Source organism: Lamprocystis purpurea DSM 4197 (genome assembly GCF_000379525.1).
Taxonomy (GTDB): Bacteria; Pseudomonadota; Gammaproteobacteria; order Chromatiales; family Chromatiaceae; genus Thiodictyon; species Thiodictyon purpureum.
Genome location: NZ_KB902512.1, coordinates 13,438 through 29,598 on the forward strand (window position 1 = coordinate 13,438; position 16,161 = coordinate 29,598).

14 protein-coding genes are annotated in these 16,161 nt (G+C 64.4%); 9 read left to right on the top strand and 5 right to left on the bottom strand.

What is annotated here, in order from left to right:
• Positions 1–409 precede the first annotated feature (409 nt).
• The 4 genes from A39O_RS34335 (at position 410) to A39O_RS0119630 (ending at position 2,889) form a co-directional block, all read left to right on the top strand.
• Positions 410–1,513, top strand: a complete 1,104-nt coding sequence (locus A39O_RS34335; protein ID WP_157640282.1) for an undecaprenyl-phosphate alpha-N-acetylglucosaminyl 1-phosphate transferase — start codon at positions 410–412, stop codon at positions 1,511–1,513.
• 13 nt (positions 1,514–1,526) lie between these two features.
• Entirely contained in the window at positions 1,527–2,054 is a 528-nt protein-coding gene (gene rfaH, locus A39O_RS0119620) for a transcription/translation regulatory transformer protein RfaH (protein WP_020506371.1), read from the top strand.
• Between the two features lie 155 nt (positions 2,055–2,209).
• The gene (locus A39O_RS41015) at positions 2,210–2,386 is read left to right on the top strand and encodes a hypothetical protein (RefSeq protein WP_020506372.1); all 177 of its coding nucleotides are present in this window, start codon (positions 2,210–2,212) and stop codon (positions 2,384–2,386) included.
• A gap of 14 nt (positions 2,387–2,400) precedes the next feature.
• The gene (locus A39O_RS0119630; protein WP_026199550.1) at positions 2,401–2,889 is read left to right on the top strand and encodes a low molecular weight protein-tyrosine-phosphatase; all 489 of its coding nucleotides are present in this window, start codon (positions 2,401–2,403) and stop codon (positions 2,887–2,889) included.
• A gap of 6 nt (positions 2,890–2,895) precedes the next feature.
• On the opposite strand, the gene A39O_RS0119635 is transcribed toward A39O_RS0119630, so the two are convergent.
• Entirely contained in the window at positions 2,896–4,080 is a 1,185-nt protein-coding gene (locus A39O_RS0119635) for a carbohydrate porin (RefSeq protein ID WP_020506374.1), read from the bottom strand.
• Positions 4,081–4,485: 405 nt separating this feature from the next.
• Between A39O_RS0119635 and A39O_RS0119640 the strand changes: the two genes are divergently transcribed.
• Positions 4,486–4,755 (top strand): BPTI/Kunitz domain-containing protein, encoded by a 270-nt coding sequence (locus A39O_RS0119640; protein WP_020506375.1) that lies wholly within the window; start codon positions 4,486–4,488, stop codon positions 4,753–4,755.
• On the opposite strand, the gene A39O_RS0119645 is transcribed toward A39O_RS0119640, so the two are convergent.
• The 3 genes from A39O_RS0119645 to A39O_RS0119655 form a co-directional block, all read right to left on the bottom strand.
• Positions 4,752–5,261 (bottom strand): SixA phosphatase family protein, encoded by a 510-nt coding sequence (locus A39O_RS0119645; RefSeq protein WP_020506376.1) that lies wholly within the window; start codon positions 5,259–5,261, stop codon positions 4,752–4,754. The genes A39O_RS0119640 and A39O_RS0119645 overlap by 4 nt on opposite strands.
• A gap of 159 nt (positions 5,262–5,420) precedes the next feature.
• On the bottom strand, positions 5,421–6,296 hold the full coding sequence (locus A39O_RS0119650; RefSeq protein WP_020506377.1) for a fructosamine kinase family protein: 876 nt from the start codon (positions 6,294–6,296) through the stop codon (positions 5,421–5,423).
• Positions 6,297–6,539: 243 nt separating this feature from the next.
• A complete protein-coding gene (locus tag A39O_RS0119655) occupies positions 6,540–7,145 on the bottom strand; it encodes an HNH endonuclease (protein ID WP_020506378.1) in 606 nt (201 codons plus the stop codon).
• A gap of 28 nt (positions 7,146–7,173) precedes the next feature.
• Here A39O_RS0119655 and A39O_RS41805 point away from each other — a divergent pair, with 28 nt between their 5' ends.
• The 4 genes from A39O_RS41805 (at position 7,174) to A39O_RS0119670 (ending at position 12,080) form a co-directional block, all read left to right on the top strand.
• A complete protein-coding gene (locus A39O_RS41805) occupies positions 7,174–7,326 on the top strand; it encodes a hypothetical protein (protein WP_169338466.1) in 153 nt (50 codons plus the stop codon).
• A 55-nt stretch (positions 7,327–7,381) separates the two neighbouring features.
• Positions 7,382–9,589, top strand: coding sequence for a primosomal protein N' (locus A39O_RS0119660; RefSeq protein WP_026199551.1), 2,208 nt, complete (start codon positions 7,382–7,384; stop codon positions 9,587–9,589).
• Between the two features lie 103 nt (positions 9,590–9,692).
• Positions 9,693–11,462 carry an arginine--tRNA ligase gene (argS, locus tag A39O_RS0119665; protein WP_020506380.1) on the top strand — a complete coding sequence of 590 codons (1,770 nt, stop codon included), beginning with the start codon at positions 9,693–9,695 and terminating at the stop codon, positions 11,460–11,462.
• The gene (locus A39O_RS0119670) at positions 11,463–12,080 is read left to right on the top strand and encodes an SPOR domain-containing protein (protein ID WP_020506381.1); all 618 of its coding nucleotides are present in this window, start codon (positions 11,463–11,465) and stop codon (positions 12,078–12,080) included.
• A gap of 57 nt (positions 12,081–12,137) precedes the next feature.
• Here A39O_RS0119670 and A39O_RS38835 read toward each other — a convergent pair whose 3' ends face one another.
• Complete coding sequence (locus tag A39O_RS38835) at positions 12,138–15,887, bottom strand: choice-of-anchor Q domain-containing protein (RefSeq protein WP_157640283.1); 3,750 nt, start codon at positions 15,885–15,887, stop codon at positions 12,138–12,140.
• Between the last annotated feature and the right edge of the window lie 274 nt (positions 15,888–16,161).

The following is a 16,161-nucleotide window of genomic DNA, read 5'->3' on the forward strand; positions in this document are numbered from 1 at the left end:
GTGCGGCGCGGGCCGCATGGCGGTAGATGATAGGTGAGTCCGGCGTTGTCAGTGCGCAAGAACCATGGATATGCGTCCGATCCTTGGGAATCCGATCCGTCCCTGTCATTTTCGTGCGGCTTCGCGGCCCGTCTGAGTGGTGTGCCGCACCTGAGAACTAGGGTTCAGGCGTTCAGCGGTGATGCGAAACGCACGTGCGCAGTGTACGGCCGCTGTCGGTCTTGCACTTAACGTGAAATTTTTCTAACAATTCTTCACGCATCATTCATACGATTGAGGTTGTCTGAGCAAGCCGATCACGGGACAATGTTAGGGTATAGTTCGCACCGAATGATAATTGTCGGCAGGTCGTCGGTCTAGGGAGGTGCAAACTCGTCAGCAGATGAGGACGTTGCGCCGGGAGCCTTTCATGCTACTTTCGTTTTTTGTCAGTGCGACGATCCTGGGCTTGCTCCGCCCGCTTGCTCCGCGGTTGCGTCTGCTCGATCATCCGGGCGAACGGCGCAAGAACCACGCGCAGCCCGTGCCGCTGATCGGGGGCATCGCGATCTTCGGTGCCGTCATGGTCAGCGTCCTGGTGTGGATTCCCCTGGATCGGCCACTTGCCTATGGGCTCAGCGGTGCGGCCTTGTTGGTCGTGGTCGGTCTGCTTGACGACATCCTCGACCTTGGCCCTAAGCTGCGGATTGTCGCCCAGATCGCCGCCGCGCTGCTGCTGACGGTCGGCGGCGGTGTCACGCTGACGTCGCTGGGTGACCTGTTCGGCTTCGGCTCGCTCGATCTGGGGCTGTTTGCGGTCCCCTTCACGGTCTTTGCAATCGTCGGCATCTGTAATGCATTCAATATGATCGATGGCATCGACGGGTTGGCCGGCGGGCTGACGCTGATCGCGCTCGGCGCCGTGGTGCTGCTCTCGCCGGCGGATGGTGCGCCGCGAACCCTGATGCTGGTGACGATCGCCGCAATCGTTCCCTACCTGATCTGCAACCTGCAACTCTTCGGCTGCACCGGGCGCAAGGTCTTTTTGGGCGATGCCGGGAGTTTGTTGCTTGGTTACCTCGTCGTCTGGATGCTCATCACCGCCGCACAGTCCCCGGCAACGCTGGAGCCCGCGGCAGCCATCTGGATCGTTGCGATCCCCTTGATGGACACGTTTTGCGTCATGGGTCGGCGGATGCTCAGGGGCCGATCCCCGTTCTGCGCCGATCGGGCGCATCTGCATCACGTCTTGGCGCGCTGCTTCAACAGTCCACGTAAGGCGCTGAGCCTGATCCTGCCGGCGGCGGCAGTGTTGGCCGGTATCGGCCTGTTGGGGCAGGTCCAGCACGTCGCGTCGGCGGCGTTGATCTGGGCGGCGCTGGCGGTTTTCGCCCTCTACCTGTTCGTCCTGCGGTATGCGCCGCGGCTGTACCGGTCGCTGGCGCGCCAACGAACAATGGACCTGCGTCGGCGAACATCCACGTCCGACGCGTTACCGACGGTGGGTCATCATGTGGTGGCTGCTGAATCATGACCGCTGATGACTTATGACCGCTGAGGATTTGGGTGAATCGGAACTCGCCGCCCAACCACGCTGGTATCTGGTGCAGGCCAGGCCGCGCCAGGCGGAGCGCGCCGCGCTGAATCTGGAGCAGCAGGGCTACCGCGTATTTCATCCGCGGTTCCAGATCGAGCGGATTCGTCGCGGGCGACGGGTCATGGTCGAAGAGTCCTTGTTTCCGAACTACCTGTTCATTCGGTTGCAGCGCTGGGTGGACAACTGGTACCCGCTGCGCTCCACGCGCGGTGTGGCGCGACTGGTGGCGTTCGGCAACGAACCCTTGCCGATCGACGATGCGTTGATCGAAACCATCCGTCGCCGCATCGGCGATCAGTCGCCCGAATTGGTGCTGCATCCCGGTGAGACGGTGCGGATCATTGCCGGTCCGTTCCAAGGCTTGGAGGCGATCTTCCAGACCCATCAGGGGCAGCAGCGTGTGCGCTTATTGATCGAGCTGCTGCACCGTCAGGTCGTGTTGACCCTGCCGTTAGGCGGTATCCAACGGGTCGGTTAGTCCGCCGCGGAGCGGATTGATGACGGCCTTGTCCACCTACGCTCGCGCGTGGCCGGAACCCTGATCTCGGCATTGATGACTGCATGCCAAAAAAGTAGTTCAATCGGAGCACGGCTGTGAGCGCGATCGGGATAAGAACGGGCAGGTTGACTCTGATGGGTCCCTTCGGGCGCACGGATTACACCGTACGGATTCTCGGTCGATTTCTCTGGTATTACCGGATCGAGGCGATCACGCTCACGCGACTGAAAGGCAACCGTGCCCTGCAGCCAGGTGAGCGTGCCTTGGTGCCTTGGCGGGTCATTCGCCACATCAAACAAGCTGCAGACTAGCAGAAGCAAGCAAGATGACTGAGCGCCCAAAAGTAAAAGTCCTTTTCGTCTGTATGGGAAATATCTGCCGTTCACCGACCGCCCATGGTGTTTTTCGCCATCTGGTGCAGGAGGCTGGCCTGGCGGCCGTGATCGCGATCGACTCGGCCGGCACCCATGGTTACCACCTGGACGAGCCGCCGGACGACCGGGCGACCGCGACCGCCTGGGCGCGCGGGGTCGACATCAGCGACTTGCGGGCGCGCCGGGCCGAGCCGGAGGACTTTCTTGAGTATGATCTGATCCTCGCCATGGATCAGGATAACTACCATAGTCTGTCGCGGATCTGCCCGCGGGGGATGGAGCCCAAACTCGGCCTGTTCCTGGACTTCGCCCCGGACCTGAAACGGCGCGAGGTGCCGGACCCCTACTATGGCGGGCAGCGCGGGTTCGATCAGGTGTTCGACATGGTGGAGGCCGCCGCTCGCGGGCTGTTGGAGCACATCGAGCGCCGGCTATTGTGAGCGCACTCAGAATTCGGCGACGGCGCGCAGGCTGAACACCCAGCCGTCGATGACATCCCCGGTGCGGTACTTGTCCTTCATGTACTGTACGTCGGCGGTCAGCGCCAGAGTGTCGTTGAAGGCAAGTCGATAGTAGCCCTCGACCGCATTGGTGCGCGCCAGCTCACCGCTGCCGCCTTCCAGGTAGGCGTAACCGATACCGATATTGTCGTTTTCCCGTCCCCAGCCAGCCCCTTTGAAATCGAACCCGCCCGAGTAGTCGGCCTGATAGTCGACCAGTGCATCCTCTCGCTGCCAGCCCAGGCGCAGGAAGGCGCCGACAATCTTGCCGAACTCCTGATCAAAGGACAGCAGCAAACCGGACAGGTGTTCTTTGTCGGTCGGGTCCGGCTCCTCGGCCGAGTCCAGGTCGAGTGCCGGGTCGAGATCCGGATTCGGTTCCGGGTCCAGCCCGGCGGCTGGGGCCAGGAAGGCGCGGGAGGTGCCGACATACATCACACGATAGTTCCCCTCGCCCCAAGGTGTCTGCAGGTTGTAGTCTGCTTCGACGCCGAACCAGTTGAAGTTGTTCCCATCGTCATTCTCGCCGACATTCATCCCCAGGCCGCTGAGGGTCAGGCGGTCGATCTTCCAGACCAGTGCGCCGCCCACGTCATAGGCGGGGAGAAAGGCGTTGCGCGAGTTCACGAAGGCCTCGTTCATGAACTGGGTGTACTCGTCGTTGGCGTAGGCGTTCTCGTTGACGTAGAACGCCGGATCGATGATGCCGCCGGTGACCTGGACTTCATTAGTGTCGGAGAAACGGAAGGTGTGGGCATACCAGGCCTCCAGCAGATAGCTGCGGTCGCGGCCGTTGATGTTCCTGACATCCGCTTCCAGGTCCGCGGCCCACGGGGAGAGTGCGAACGGGGAGACCGGGTTGAGTCCGTTCCCGGCAGCGAATCCAAACTTGACGAAGAACTGGTCCTGCTTGGTGGGGTTGAAGAAGATCTCGGGCCGGACGGGAACGGCGCCGCGACACCCGTTCTGTTCGTCCCCGCCACCCGTAACCTCCTGACACTGGCCGGCCCCGGCGAGCAGCAGGTTGATCGAGAGTTGCTCGTTCACGTCGTAGGCACGCGCGGCCCCGCCGCAGAGGCTGATCAGGGCGATGGCGAGCGCGGAGCGGAGCTGTTGGGCGTTGCTGTGCATGAACTGATTTCCCCCGAAAAGATCAAGCGACAAAGGCCGGTGTTGCCGGATGGTGACTGCCGGTCGGGCTGCCCAACCTGGTGTCATGGATATTACGATTTGTCCATTAGTATGATTCCGTCGCTCTGATGGCGTCAAACTGCACGACTGATGCCTGTCGTGCTTGACGATTGAGGCGTGACGCGCGGAACCATGGCTGCCTGATTGCCGACAGTCACCGCCGGCGCCAGGTGCGGGGCATCCGCAGGCGCGCTGTGCAGATCTATTTCGTGAATAATATACGTTCTCATTCGCAACTGCAAACTTGGCGGTCGCGCCGATCCACCTGATTCAGGTGAGAGACTCTGCCGAAGCGTCTAGAATCGGCACCCTGAAGTGTCGAGTCGGATGTTGTTTGGGGGTGCTATGCGTTTGGTCTGGGTGTGTGCGATGCTGGTCGCGGTGTTGGCGCTCGTCGGTTGCGGCGGGAGCAAGGTGGGGCGGGGTAACCCGGAGGACTTACCGGTGAGTTGCGTGGCCAAGCCTGCGAAGGGGAATTGTCGGGGCCGCCAGACCAAGTATTATTTCGATTATCGTGACAACCGCTGCAAGTCCTTCACGCATACCGGCTGCGGCGGCCGGGTGCCGTTCGAGACCCTGGAGGATTGTGTGAATTATTGCGGGGCGACGCCTTAGAGGGCGCGCGGGCGTGTGATGGAGATCAGTTGCGCGCAGCCGCGCGGCAATTGATCCCAGTCGTCCGGCATTTCCAGTCGCGCCAGGGTCCCGGTGGTGAGCAGTTTCCCGTCCTGCGGCGGGTCGAGGTCGTCGCCGCTCAGGTGTAACAACAGATCATCGAGGCCCGGATTGTGCCCGATCAGCAGAACCGTATGAGCCGCGGCCGGGCAGCGTCCGAGCACATCGAGCAATGCGGCCAGCGTCGCGTCGTAGATATCCGTGTCCCAAGCGATCCGTTCCCGGCCGATTTCCAGCACCTTGCAGACCTTGATGGCGGTCTGGCGCGCCCGCTGGGCGGGCGAACTGACCACATGGTCAGGCACCAGACCCTCCCGGTAAAGCCAGGCGCCGACCTTGGGGGCGTCTTGTTTGCCGCGTTTGGCCAGCGGGCGGTCGAAGTCGGACTTCGCCCGTGAATCCCAGTCGGACTTGGCGTGGCGGAGGATCAGGAGTTCCCGTGGCATGTGGGCAAGGCTCGACGCGACAGAGTGAGGAAAAGCGTTCAGTGGCCCTTGTTCTAAGGGGCGCCGCCTTTTTAACACAACGGTCATTTTCCAACTACCTTGGCGGCCAGGGACCGCGGCGCCCCTGGAAGCGCCGCGCACCCGCGCGGGTGGGTCCGATCAACGCAGCTCAGCCAGGATTCGGTCGATCATGCCGCGCGCCTGACCCAGGTATCCCGGCCCGAACAGGTTCAGGTGATTGAGGATGTGGTAGAGGTTGTAGAGGATTTTACGGACCCCGTAGCCAGGGTCCAGCGGCCAGGCCTCCCGATAGGCGGCATAGAACTCGGCGCCGAAGCCGCCGAACAACTCGGTCATGGCCAGATCGGCCTCGCGATCCCCAAAGTAGACCGCGGGGTCGTAGATCACCGGCTGGCCGTCGGGCAGATACCCCAGATTGCCGCCCCACAGGTCGCCGTGCAGGAGCGAAGGCTGGGGTTGGTGCCCCAGGAGCTTATCCAACTCGGCGCGCAGGCGTTCACCGCGTGTCTGGAGCGCGCCATCGTAGCCGTTGGCCGCGGCCAGTTCGAGTTGGTAACCGAGCCGCTGGTCGCGCCAGAAGCTTGCCCAATCCGCGCTCGGTGTGTTGCGCTGCGGGGTTGAGCCGATATGATTATCGCGTTCCCAGCCGAAGGTGGGGGAGCGCGTGCGATGCAACGCGGCCAACTGCCGTCCGGCCGCGGCACCCCGTGCCGGTCCGCTGAGATCCAGGTGCTCCAGCACCAGATAGCTGAGGGTGTCGGTCCGGCCCCAGCAGATGGGCCTGGGGATCCGGATGGCGCCCGCGGCGGCGAGGATGGCGAGCCCGGCGGCCTCGGCCTCGAACATCGCGAGGCGGGCCGGGGTGTTGGTCTTGACGAAGAAAGCGCGGGCGCTGTCGCTCATCGTCATCGCGGTGTTGATGCAGCCGCCGCCGACCGCGCGCGTGGTTCGCGGGGTGAATGGACTGCCGGTGGCCGTCCCGATCCGCGTGGCGATCACCGTCCAGTCAGTCATATGCTCCGCAGCAATTCCAAATTTGGGCGACCTCGCGCGACCCCTGGTGGATGCGGCGCGCACGACCGACGTGCCGAGTCCCGAACAGCGTGCGGCGCGCCTTATCCACCCTACAAAATTGCAGATTTTGTAGGGTGGATAAGCGCAGCGCATCCACCATCAGCCTCGCGGCCTGCACGCTGTTGGGGGTGGCCACCCAAATTTGGAACTGCTGTGCGCTTCGCCGCCGGCTCAAGCGCCCGCTCAAGCCGAAGGGTCCTTGCCGAGGCGTCCATGCAGCGGGCTGCTGCGCGGAAAATGGGCGCGCAAAAACTCCATCTGATCGGCCAGGACGCCGCGACCCATCAAGTAAATATACTCGGCATGGGTCGGCGTGAAGGGGACCGCCAGCAGTTCCATGCCGGCTGACTCCGGGGTCCGCCCGGCCTTGAAGTTGTTGCAGCGCACACAGGCGCTCACCACGTTGTTCCAGTGGTCGCGTCCACCCTGACTGGACGGCCGCACATGGTCGCGGGAGAGCTGATGGCTCGTAAACCGACAGCCGCAGTACATACACAGGTGATCGTCGCGTTGAAACAGCGTCCGATTGCACAACGGCGGTGCATAATCACCCTGCAGCTTGTTCAGGGCGTGGTGCACGCCATGGGTGGCGATGATCGAGTGGATCAGCAGCCGGCTGCGGCGCCTGGTGACCGCATTGATGCCGCCGCGCAGATGGAACAAAGGATCCCCACAGGCGTAGGCGACCTGTTCGAGTAAATACAGACGCGCGGCGGTGCGGTAATCCACCCACTCCAGTGGCATACCCGCCAGATCCGTGCGCAGTACCTGTTGATTCAATGGCACCATAGCGGGATACGGCTCGGAGTTTGCAGCCATGATACACACTGTATCCGGGTGCGCAAGCGTCGCGGTGCCCTGCGGGGATCTCCCGAATGCCGCGGTTGCCGCCGAACAGGGTATTCTGGCGTGTTATGCCGCGCCGGGGCCGACCGCGCAGGAGAACGACGATCTCGCCACTTGCCTCTGAGGGGCCGACCGGGCCGCCGCCGAGCCTTCCAGCCGCTGCGCCGGTCCCGCTGATCCTGCGCGTCGCCATCGCCGCGCCCCTGGCCGGGCTCTTCGATTATCTGCCCCCCGTGGCGGCCGCGCAGGACGGGCTGATCCCCGGGGTCCGTCTCCTGGTGCCCTTCGGCCGCGGCCGCCGGGTGGGGATACTGGTGGAGACCGCCGCCGATTCGGATCAGGACGCGGCGCGTCTGAAATCCGTGATCGCCCAGCTCGACCCGCTGCCGGTGCTCGCCGCCGCCGATCTGAGCCTGATCCGGTGGGCCGCGGACTATTACCGGCAACCCCTGGGCGAGGCCCTGTTCAGCGCCCTGCCGGTGCGTTTGCGCCGTCCGGACGCGCCGCTGGAGGAGGGGGTTCCCGGTCTGCGCGCAACCGCTGCCGGGTGTGCGCTGGATCTGGCCGAACTCGGGCGGGCGGTGGGTCAACGCCGCATCCTGGAGATCCTGCGCGCCGCGCCGGCGGGGCTCGCGACCGGCGTCTTGAAAGCGCAGCTCGGTCCCGCGACGGCGCCGCTCAAGGTCTTGCGCGAGCGCGGCCTGATCGAGCCGTGTCGGGTGCTGCCCGCGGAATGCGACGCGCCCGCGATCCCCGACCCGACCGGTCCCGACCTCAACCCGGAGCAGGCGCAGGCGGTGGCGGCGGTGCAGGGCGCGGGCACTGGCTTCACGCCCTTTCTGCTCGACGGGGTTACCGGCAGCGGCAAGACCGAGGTCTACATCCGGCTGATCCAGGACGTCATCGCGGCCGGTCGGCAAGCGCTGGTGCTGGTGCCCGAGATCGGTCTCACCCCCCAATTGCGCAGGCGGCTGGAGCGGCGCCTGCCCGGACCCCATGCGGTGCTGCACTCCGCCTTGCCCGAGGCCGAGCGCGAGCGCGCCTGGCACAGCGCCGCCGCCGGACGCGCGACCCTGGTACTCGGCACCCGGTCGGCCTGTTTCGTCCCGCTGCCGCGGCTGGGGCTGATCATCGTCGACGAGGAGCACGACGCCTCGCTCAAGCAACAGGACGGCTTCCGCTATTCCGCTCGCGACCTGGCGGTGCGCCGGGCGCAGCAGGTCGGGTGCCCGGTGATTCTGGGCTCCGCCACGCCGTCCCTGGAGACCCTGCACAATGCGCGGGCCGGGCGTTACCGTCGGCTGCGTCTGAGCACGCGCGCCGGCGGTGCCGCCGCCCCGGCCATCGCGCTGCTCGATATCCGCGGCCAAGCCATGAGTGCCGGTTTGTCGCCGCGGCTGCGCGAACAGGTCGAGCTGCACACCGCCGCCGGTAACCAGGTCCTGCTGTTCCTCAACCGCCGCGGCTATGCCCCGGTGCTCACCTGTCACGACTGCGGCTGGGTGGGTGCCTGTCCGCATTGCGATGCCCGGCTCACCCTGCACCTGCGGCTGCAGCGTCTCTGGTGTCATCACTGCGGCTGGTTCCAGCCCTTGCCGTCGACCTGTCCGGATTGTCGGAGCAGCGACCTGCGCCGCCTGGGTCTGGGGACCGAGCGGCTGGAAGAGGAATTGCGGGAGCTCTTCCCGCACTTGAGTCTGGCGCGGATCGATCGGGACAGCACCCGCCGCAAGGGCGAACTGGACCGTCTCCTCACGCTCATCCGGCAGGGTGAGGTCCAACTCCTGCTCGGCACGCAAATGCTTGCCAAGGGGCACGACTTCCCCGGCGTGACTCTGGTCGGCATCCTCGACCTGGACCAGTCGCTCTATGCCGCGGACTTTCGCGCACCGGAGCGCACCGCGCAACTCATCGTCCAGGTCGCCGGCCGCGCCGGGCGGGCGCAGCGGCCGGGGCGCGTCGTCTTGCAGACCCGCCATCCCGAGCATCCGCTTCTGAAATCACTGATCACCAGCGGCTACCCGGGCTTCGCCGAGCTCGCCCTGGCCGAGCGCGAGGCCGCCGGCTTGCCGCCTTACGCCCACCTCGCCTTGCTGCGGGCCGACGCCCCGGATGCCCAGGTCCCCATGGCGTTCCTGCACCAGGCCCGTGCGCTCGCCATGGCCCTGTTGGTGGATCAGCCCGGATTGCGCGTCCAGGTCTCGAGTCCCGTTCCGGCTCCTATGGAGCGCCGCGCCGGCCGCTATCGTGCCCAACTCCTGCTGGAGTGTGCGCGCCGTCCGGGCCTGCAAACCCTGCTCGCCGCCTGGGTCGCGCAATTGCGCAGCATCCCGCGCAACGGCGGTCTGCGCTGGTCGCTGGACGTGGACCCGCAAGACCTGACCTGACGCTTGGGACATGCCGTAAGATCCGATTTAGGCTATCCTTCACGCCTTTACGCCAAGCGCGCCGTGCCCTGCGGCCCTTCTCTTTTCTCCACGCGTAGCACCCATGAAGCAACAGATTACGGACCTTTTGTGCGCCGGCTTGGCGCGCCTCACCGCCGATGGCGACTGGGGCCTGGACGAACTGCCGGTGCCCGCGGTCGAGCGCACCAAGGACCAGACCCATGGCGACTTCGCCACCAACCTCGCCCTGGTCCTGGCGAAGCCGGCGCGCACCCGGCCGCGCGATCTGGCGCAACGGCTCGTCGACCTGCTGCCGGACTCGTCCCTGATCGAGCGGGTCGAGATCGCCGGCCCCGGCTTCATCAACTTCTTCCTCGCGGCGGACGCCTACCGTGCCCTGATCCCGGCCATCCTGACCGCCGGCCATCACTACGGCCGCTCGCAACTCGGGGCCGGCCGGCGGGTGCAGGTCGAGTTCGTCTCGGCCAACCCCACCGGTCCGCTGCATGTCGGCCACGGACGCGGTGCGGCCTACGGCGCGGCAGTGGCCGATCTGCTGGCCGCGGTGGGCTACGAGGTCCATCGTGAGTATTACGTCAATGACGCCGGCCGCCAGATGGACATCCTCGCCACCTCCGTGTGGCTGCGCTACCTGGAACTGTGCGGCGAGGACATCGACTTCCCGAGCAACGGCTACAAGGGCGACTATGTCTGGGACATCGCCGCCACCCTGCACCGCGAGCACGCGGACGCCTACCGGGTGGAGGCCGATCAGGTCTTCGCCGGTGCCCCGCCCGACGAGCGGCCCGGCCTGGACGGCGGCGACAAGGAGGCGCACATCGATGCCCTCATCACCGCCGCCAAGCACCTGCTCGGCGACAACCGTTACCGCTATTGCTTCGAGCTCGGGCTCAACACCATCCTCGACGATATCCGCGCTGATCTCGCCGAGTTCGGTGTCACCTATCAGGAATGGTACTCAGAGCGCTCGCTGGCCGAGCGCGGCGCCGTCAACCGCGCCATCGAACGCCTGCGTGAGTCCGGTCACGTCTACGAGCAGGGCGGGGCACTCTGGTTCCGCTCCACCGCCTTCGGCGACGAGAAAGACCGGGTCGTGGTGCGCGAGAACGGCCAGGGCACCTACTTCGCCTCCGACATCGCCTATCACATGGACAAGCTGGAGCGCGGTTTCGAGCGCGTCATCGACATCTGGGGGGCTGACCACCACGGCTACATTCCGCGAGTCAAAGCGGCGCTGACCGCGCTGGGCGACGACGCCGCGCGCCTGGATGTGCTCCTGGTGCAATTCGCCATTCTCTACCGGGGGGGTGAACGTGCCCAGATGTCCACCCGCTCCGGCGAGTTCGTTACGCTGCGCGAACTGCGCAAAGAGGTCGGGCGCGACGCCGCCCGCTTCTTCTATGTCATGCGCCGGTGCGAGCAACACATGGATTTCGACCTGGACCTGGCGAAAAGCCAGTCCGCCGACAATCCGGTCTACTATGTCCAGTACGCCCATGCGCGCGTGTGCAGTGTACTGCGCCAGGCCGCCGACAAGGGCATCGTGATCGACCCGACCCCCGGCATCACCAACCTGGAACTGCTCACGCAAGACCACGAGCAGGCGCTGCTGCGCACGCTCGCCCGTTACCCTGAGGTGATCGAACTCGCCGCCATCGGCCACGAGCCGCACCTGCTCACCACCTATCTGCGCGAACTGGCCAACGATCTGCACACCTATTACAACGCCCACCAGTTCCTGGTGCCGGATGCCGACCTGCGCGACGCGCGCATCAAGCTCATCCTGGCCGTGCGGCAGGTCGTGCGCAACGGGCTCGCGTTGGTGGGCGTCTCCGCCCCGGAGGCCATGTAGATGGTCCGGGATTATCGTCGCGGCGCCGCCAAGGTGACCCCCCGGCGCACCCGTCCGCGCTCCTGTGTCTGGTGGTTCCTGCTCGGCACCCTGACCGGCAGCTTCGGGGTCGGGCTCTATTGGATGACGCAAACCCGCGGACCGGTGACGCCCCCGGTGGCCGTCGCCCCCAAGGCCGAGCGGCCGGCGCCGCAGGAGCCGAACTTCCAGTTCGAGAACATCCTGCGCGACACCGTCGTCGACATCAAGGCCAACGACAAGCCGCTGCCGCCCCCCGCTCCCCGTCCGGAACCGCCCCCGCCGGACGAACCTGACGCGCCGGTCCAGCCGAGCACCCCGCCGGCCGATGCGCCCAAGAAGACTACCGCCGTCCCGGCCGGGTCCGGCACCTATGTGCTCCAGGTTGGCTCATTCAAGACCGCCAAGGATGCCGACCGCATGAAAGCCCAACTCGCCCTGCTCGGCGTCTCCACCCGGGTCCAGCCGGTCACCATGAAGAACGGCGACATCTGGCATCGTGTCATGACCGGCCCGCTGGACGGAAAGAAAGCCATGGAGCAGACCCGCGCCGCGCTCCAGAAACATGGGAAGGAAGCCATACCGGTGAAGGTTAAATGACGCGTCAGAAATAAGGCGATTGACAGCCATGAGTGGGCCATCACGGCGTCCGCCTTGCTAGAAATCAAGCCGGTTCAACACCTGCCCCGTCTTGGAATCCTTGACGATGGCGCGGAGCACTTTCGCGGTGCCGCAGCGGCCCAGCATCACTAACTCGGCGGCCCCGTTGCCGTTCAGGTCGGCGATGCTCACCAGGTCGAGCGGCGCACAAGCCCTGTCGTACCAAATCTGGTTCAGCCACCGGCCGGTCGCGCCGTCCAGCACGGTCGTGTTTACTTGGCCGGTCGCGGGTTTGCGGCCCAGCACCGCGTACTCCTGCGCACCATTGCCGTTCATGTCGTCCACGACGACTAACTTCAGCGGGTCGTACTCGGGGTTGAAAGCGGCCAAGGTGGCGACGCGTTGGTTGGTGACCGCATTAACCACCCACACCTGCGTGGCGTCCGCGGCCGCGGGACGCCACAGCATCGCGACCTGGGTGATGCCGTTCCGGTCGGTGACCGCCTCGGCCTGCAGCAAGTCGGCCCCGGACCAGAGCGTTTGTACCGTGGCCCCGGTGCGGGAGTCCATGATGAGTACGCGATCGGCCTTGTCTTTCTCGGACAGGATCACCCCGACCTCGGCGCTGCCGTTGCCGTTGAGGTCGGGCAAGGCCAGCACTTGGCGCGGTTCGAACTGCGCGGCGACGGGCAGGGTGTTGAGCAGGTTACCGGTGAGCGAATCGCGTATGTCGACACGGGTCGAGTCCACGGTGACCGGGCAGAGCGTCGGGGCATTGGCGGGTGCGGGTGCCCGGACGAAAATGTCACCCGTACCATTGGTGTCGTCCGCAACGAGGTTCGCATAAGACAGGAATGCGACGGTGCTGCCGTCGGCGCTGATCGCCGGCGCGTTCGATGCCATATAATCCCACGAGCCAAGCTGACCTGAATCCCCGCAGGTGTCGGTGCTCACGCGCTCGGTTCTGCCCGTTTCACGGTCGTGGACGAATACGTCTTCAATGTCGTTGTCTTTCGGCACGAGATTGCTGGCGGAGGACGCGAACGCCACGAACTGTCCATCGGCACTGATCGTAGGATAAGAACTCGTGCCGTTACCTTGAACCCCGCTCGAGTCGAGACTCACTCGCTCGGTCCTGGCTGTTTCACGGTCGTGGACGAAGACGTCATCCGCAGCGTTGGTGTCGCCCGATACGAGATTGCTGGCCGCGGATGTGAACGCGACGAACCGTCCGTCCGAACTGATCGCCGGAGACCGGCTCGAGTCGTTCGCTTGAACCCCGTTCGACTCAAGACTCACCCGTTCAGTCGCACCGGTGTTGCGGTCGTGGACGAATGCGTCAGTCGCACGGTTGGTGTCGTTCGAGGCGAGATTGTCGGCAATGGAGGCGAACGCGACGAACCGTCCGTCTGAACTGATCGCCGGAGACCAGCTCCAGTCGTTCGCTTGAACCCCATTCGAGTCGAGACTCACTCGCTCGGTCGTGGCCGTTTCACGGTCATGGACGAAGATGTCATCCGCAGCGTTGGTGTCGCCCGATACGAGATTGCTGGCCGCGGAGGTGAATACGACGAACCGTCCGTCAGCGCTGATTGCTATTTTATCACCGTAAGTACTCGAAGAATTACCTTGGACCCCGTTTGAATCGAGACTGACTCGCTCAGTCGTGCCCGCTTTACGGTCGCGGACGAAGACGTCTTCCGCAGCGTTGGTGTCGCCTGGCACGAGATTGCTGGCGTAGGATGCGAACGCGACGAACTGTCCATCGGCACTGATCGCAGCATAAGAACTGGAGTTGTTACCTTGAACTCCGTTCGAGTCGAGACTAATCCGCTCGGTCGTGCCCGTTTCACGGTCGCGGATGAAGACGTCATGCGCGTCATTGGTGTCATCCGGTACGAGATTGCTGGACTGGGCTTTGAACGCGACGAACCGTCCGTCAGCGCTGATTGCCGGGAACTCGGTTCCGCCTTGGTTGCCTTGCGCTCCGTTCGAGTCGAGACTCACCCGCTCGGTCACCCCCTCCGCCGCGATCTGCATCATCGTCGATGCCGTGAGGAGCGTGGCAAGTTCTTGGACGCCATTGCCATCCTGGTCGGGGAGCACCGCTAGATCCACGGCGGTGGATTCGGGATCGAAGGCGACACTCCCGCGCAGATCGCCCGTCGGTGCATGACGGGTCTCGGCCCGGCTCGGGACGCCCCCGAGCAGGACGAGCTGCGGGCTAAGGTCTTGGCTGACGGCTGGCATCGTCTTGGCGGCGACCACCGGGCGCAGGCCGACGCTGAATTCGAATTGGCTGATCAGGGCGCCGTTGACGGCGTCCTTCACCGTCGCGCGACTGGGACCCTCGGCGCTGGTGATGACGGCGATCTCCGGAGAGCCGTCACCGTTGGTGTCGCCGAGGGACAGCAGCCTGGCACGCCAGGGCGCCTCGTCGACTTGCGCCTCAACCGCGCCCAAGTCGATGCGGTCGCTGACCACGCGGGCAAAGCCGGTGCCGCGTTGGTCAAACTCGGGCGGGGGGCTGAAGTCCGGATCGCCGCGATCGAGCGCCGGGCTGCCAGGTCGCAGGGCTTGGGTGTGGGTGGGGCCGCCATGGTCTCCCAAAGGTCCGAGCATCGGGTCGATGCCGAAGAGGTTGGACCCGGTCACCTTCTCATTGATCGTTACGTCAGGCGGCGCCTGAATCAACGAATAATCGACGTCGAAGGGGATAGGCCCGGTCAGGTCCAGCCCCGAGCCTGACCCGTTACCCGCGACGATTGAATTCAGGATAGAAATCTCGCCATATGAATGATCATTGTAATAAAATGGTAGAAATTCGACGCCGGCGAACGCGTTGCCGGTGATTGTCGTGTTCCGTATCTGTAGAGATAGTTGGCTGAGCCATAACGAGGAGGAAAATCCGGTGCCCCCATTTCCGGTGATGGTGCTGTTATCGATTGTGAATGCGCAGCTGGAGTAGCCGAGGCTTACCGAAACGCCGGAGTGATTCCCGAAGATCAGGCTGCCGCTAATGGAAGCACGACCGCCCCCATAACATGCACGAATTCCGGTTGCGTTATCGGTAATCGTGCTGTCGGTGATCGCAACACTGTTGTCGGCAATAATACCTGTCACATTCCCTATAACCACGGTGTTTCGGATGGTTGTCGTGTGATTATCGCCCAATTTCCAAGAAGCGCCAACAATGATGCCAAAATGGTTGTCGGAGACCAATGAATCACTGACTTCCAAATCACCGTATCCGTACGAATCGCTAGGATAGATTCCAGTAGTGTTTCCAGTGATAACCGTATCTGCAACCTTGACTCGAGTGCTATAGTCGGAGCCATTGATTGCGGTGAGTGCGTTCGTCAACGTCAAGCCGGAAACGGTGAGTTCTAGGGATTGATATGAAGGGCGGTCATACTGCAACTGCAGGATATCGAAAGCTCCACCGCCATCCAGCGTCAATTCCGCCGCGCCCGGCCCGCTCAGCGTCAGCACGTCCGTGCTGACCAGTGCCCCGGAGGTGAGTGTAATGGTGCCGGTGACGGTGGACGCAAAGACGATCTCGTCCGGCCCCGGTTCGGCATTGGCGTCGAGCATCGCCTGACGCAGGCTGCCCGGCCCGGCATCGTCGGTAGTGGTGACGGTGAAGGTCTCGGCCAAGGTGTTCAGCGGGCTCGCAAGCGCCAATGCCAGGACGCTCGCTGCCGCGAGGTGCCTGGCCGGGCTTGGACCCAGGCTCGCACGCATGGCAACGGCCAGCGGACCGGGTAAGTGTGAGGGCAGCGTGATCAGGTTGACGGGTTCGATCATGATGAGCTTCCGTGGGCTGAAGTGTTGCGCGTCACCGGCAGACAGTTGTTGGAACAATGACAAGGATTAGAGTATCGAGATACCTTGTCGGATCGTCAAATCAAATCGCTGAGTATAGGATTTGACAGAAATCGCCTAAGATAAGGTTCGTCGTCCCCACGTTTGACCGGGCGCCGCGCAGCCGGGCCTCGATCAAGATTCCGGCCGCTTGGGCTCGCCGGGTGCGTCGTTACCGTCAGGGCTGGGAGCCCTGACGACGCATGCCGCTGGCTTA

Excerpts from the sequence above, each read along its gene's own strand:
- A39O_RS34335 (WP_157640282.1), top strand. The coding sequence starts at position 410 with ATGCTACTTTCGTTTTTTGTCAGTGCGACGATCCTGGGCTTGCTCCGC.
- rfaH (WP_020506371.1), top strand. The coding sequence starts at position 1,527 with ATGACCGCTGAGGATTTGGGTGAATCGGAACTCGCCGCCCAACCACGC.
- A39O_RS41015 (WP_020506372.1), top strand. The coding sequence starts at position 2,210 with ATGGGTCCCTTCGGGCGCACGGATTACACCGTACGGATTCTCGGTCGA.
- A39O_RS0119630 (WP_026199550.1), top strand. The coding sequence starts at position 2,401 with ATGACTGAGCGCCCAAAAGTAAAAGTCCTTTTCGTCTGTATGGGAAAT.
- A39O_RS0119635 (WP_020506374.1), bottom strand. The coding sequence starts at position 4,080 with ATGCACAGCAACGCCCAACAGCTCCGCTCCGCGCTCGCCATCGCCCTG.
- A39O_RS0119640 (WP_020506375.1), top strand. The coding sequence starts at position 4,486 with ATGCGTTTGGTCTGGGTGTGTGCGATGCTGGTCGCGGTGTTGGCGCTC.
- A39O_RS0119645 (WP_020506376.1), bottom strand. The coding sequence starts at position 5,261 with ATGCCACGGGAACTCCTGATCCTCCGCCACGCCAAGTCCGACTGGGAT.
- A39O_RS0119650 (WP_020506377.1), bottom strand. The coding sequence starts at position 6,296 with ATGACTGACTGGACGGTGATCGCCACGCGGATCGGGACGGCCACCGGC.
- A39O_RS0119655 (WP_020506378.1), bottom strand. The coding sequence starts at position 7,145 with ATGGTGCCATTGAATCAACAGGTACTGCGCACGGATCTGGCGGGTATG.
- A39O_RS41805 (WP_169338466.1), top strand. The coding sequence starts at position 7,174 with ATGATACACACTGTATCCGGGTGCGCAAGCGTCGCGGTGCCCTGCGGG.
- argS (WP_020506380.1), top strand. The coding sequence starts at position 9,693 with ATGAAGCAACAGATTACGGACCTTTTGTGCGCCGGCTTGGCGCGCCTC.
- A39O_RS0119670 (WP_020506381.1), top strand. The coding sequence starts at position 11,463 with ATGGTCCGGGATTATCGTCGCGGCGCCGCCAAGGTGACCCCCCGGCGC.
- A39O_RS38835 (WP_157640283.1), bottom strand. The coding sequence starts at position 15,887 with ATGATCGAACCCGTCAACCTGATCACGCTGCCCTCACACTTACCCGGT.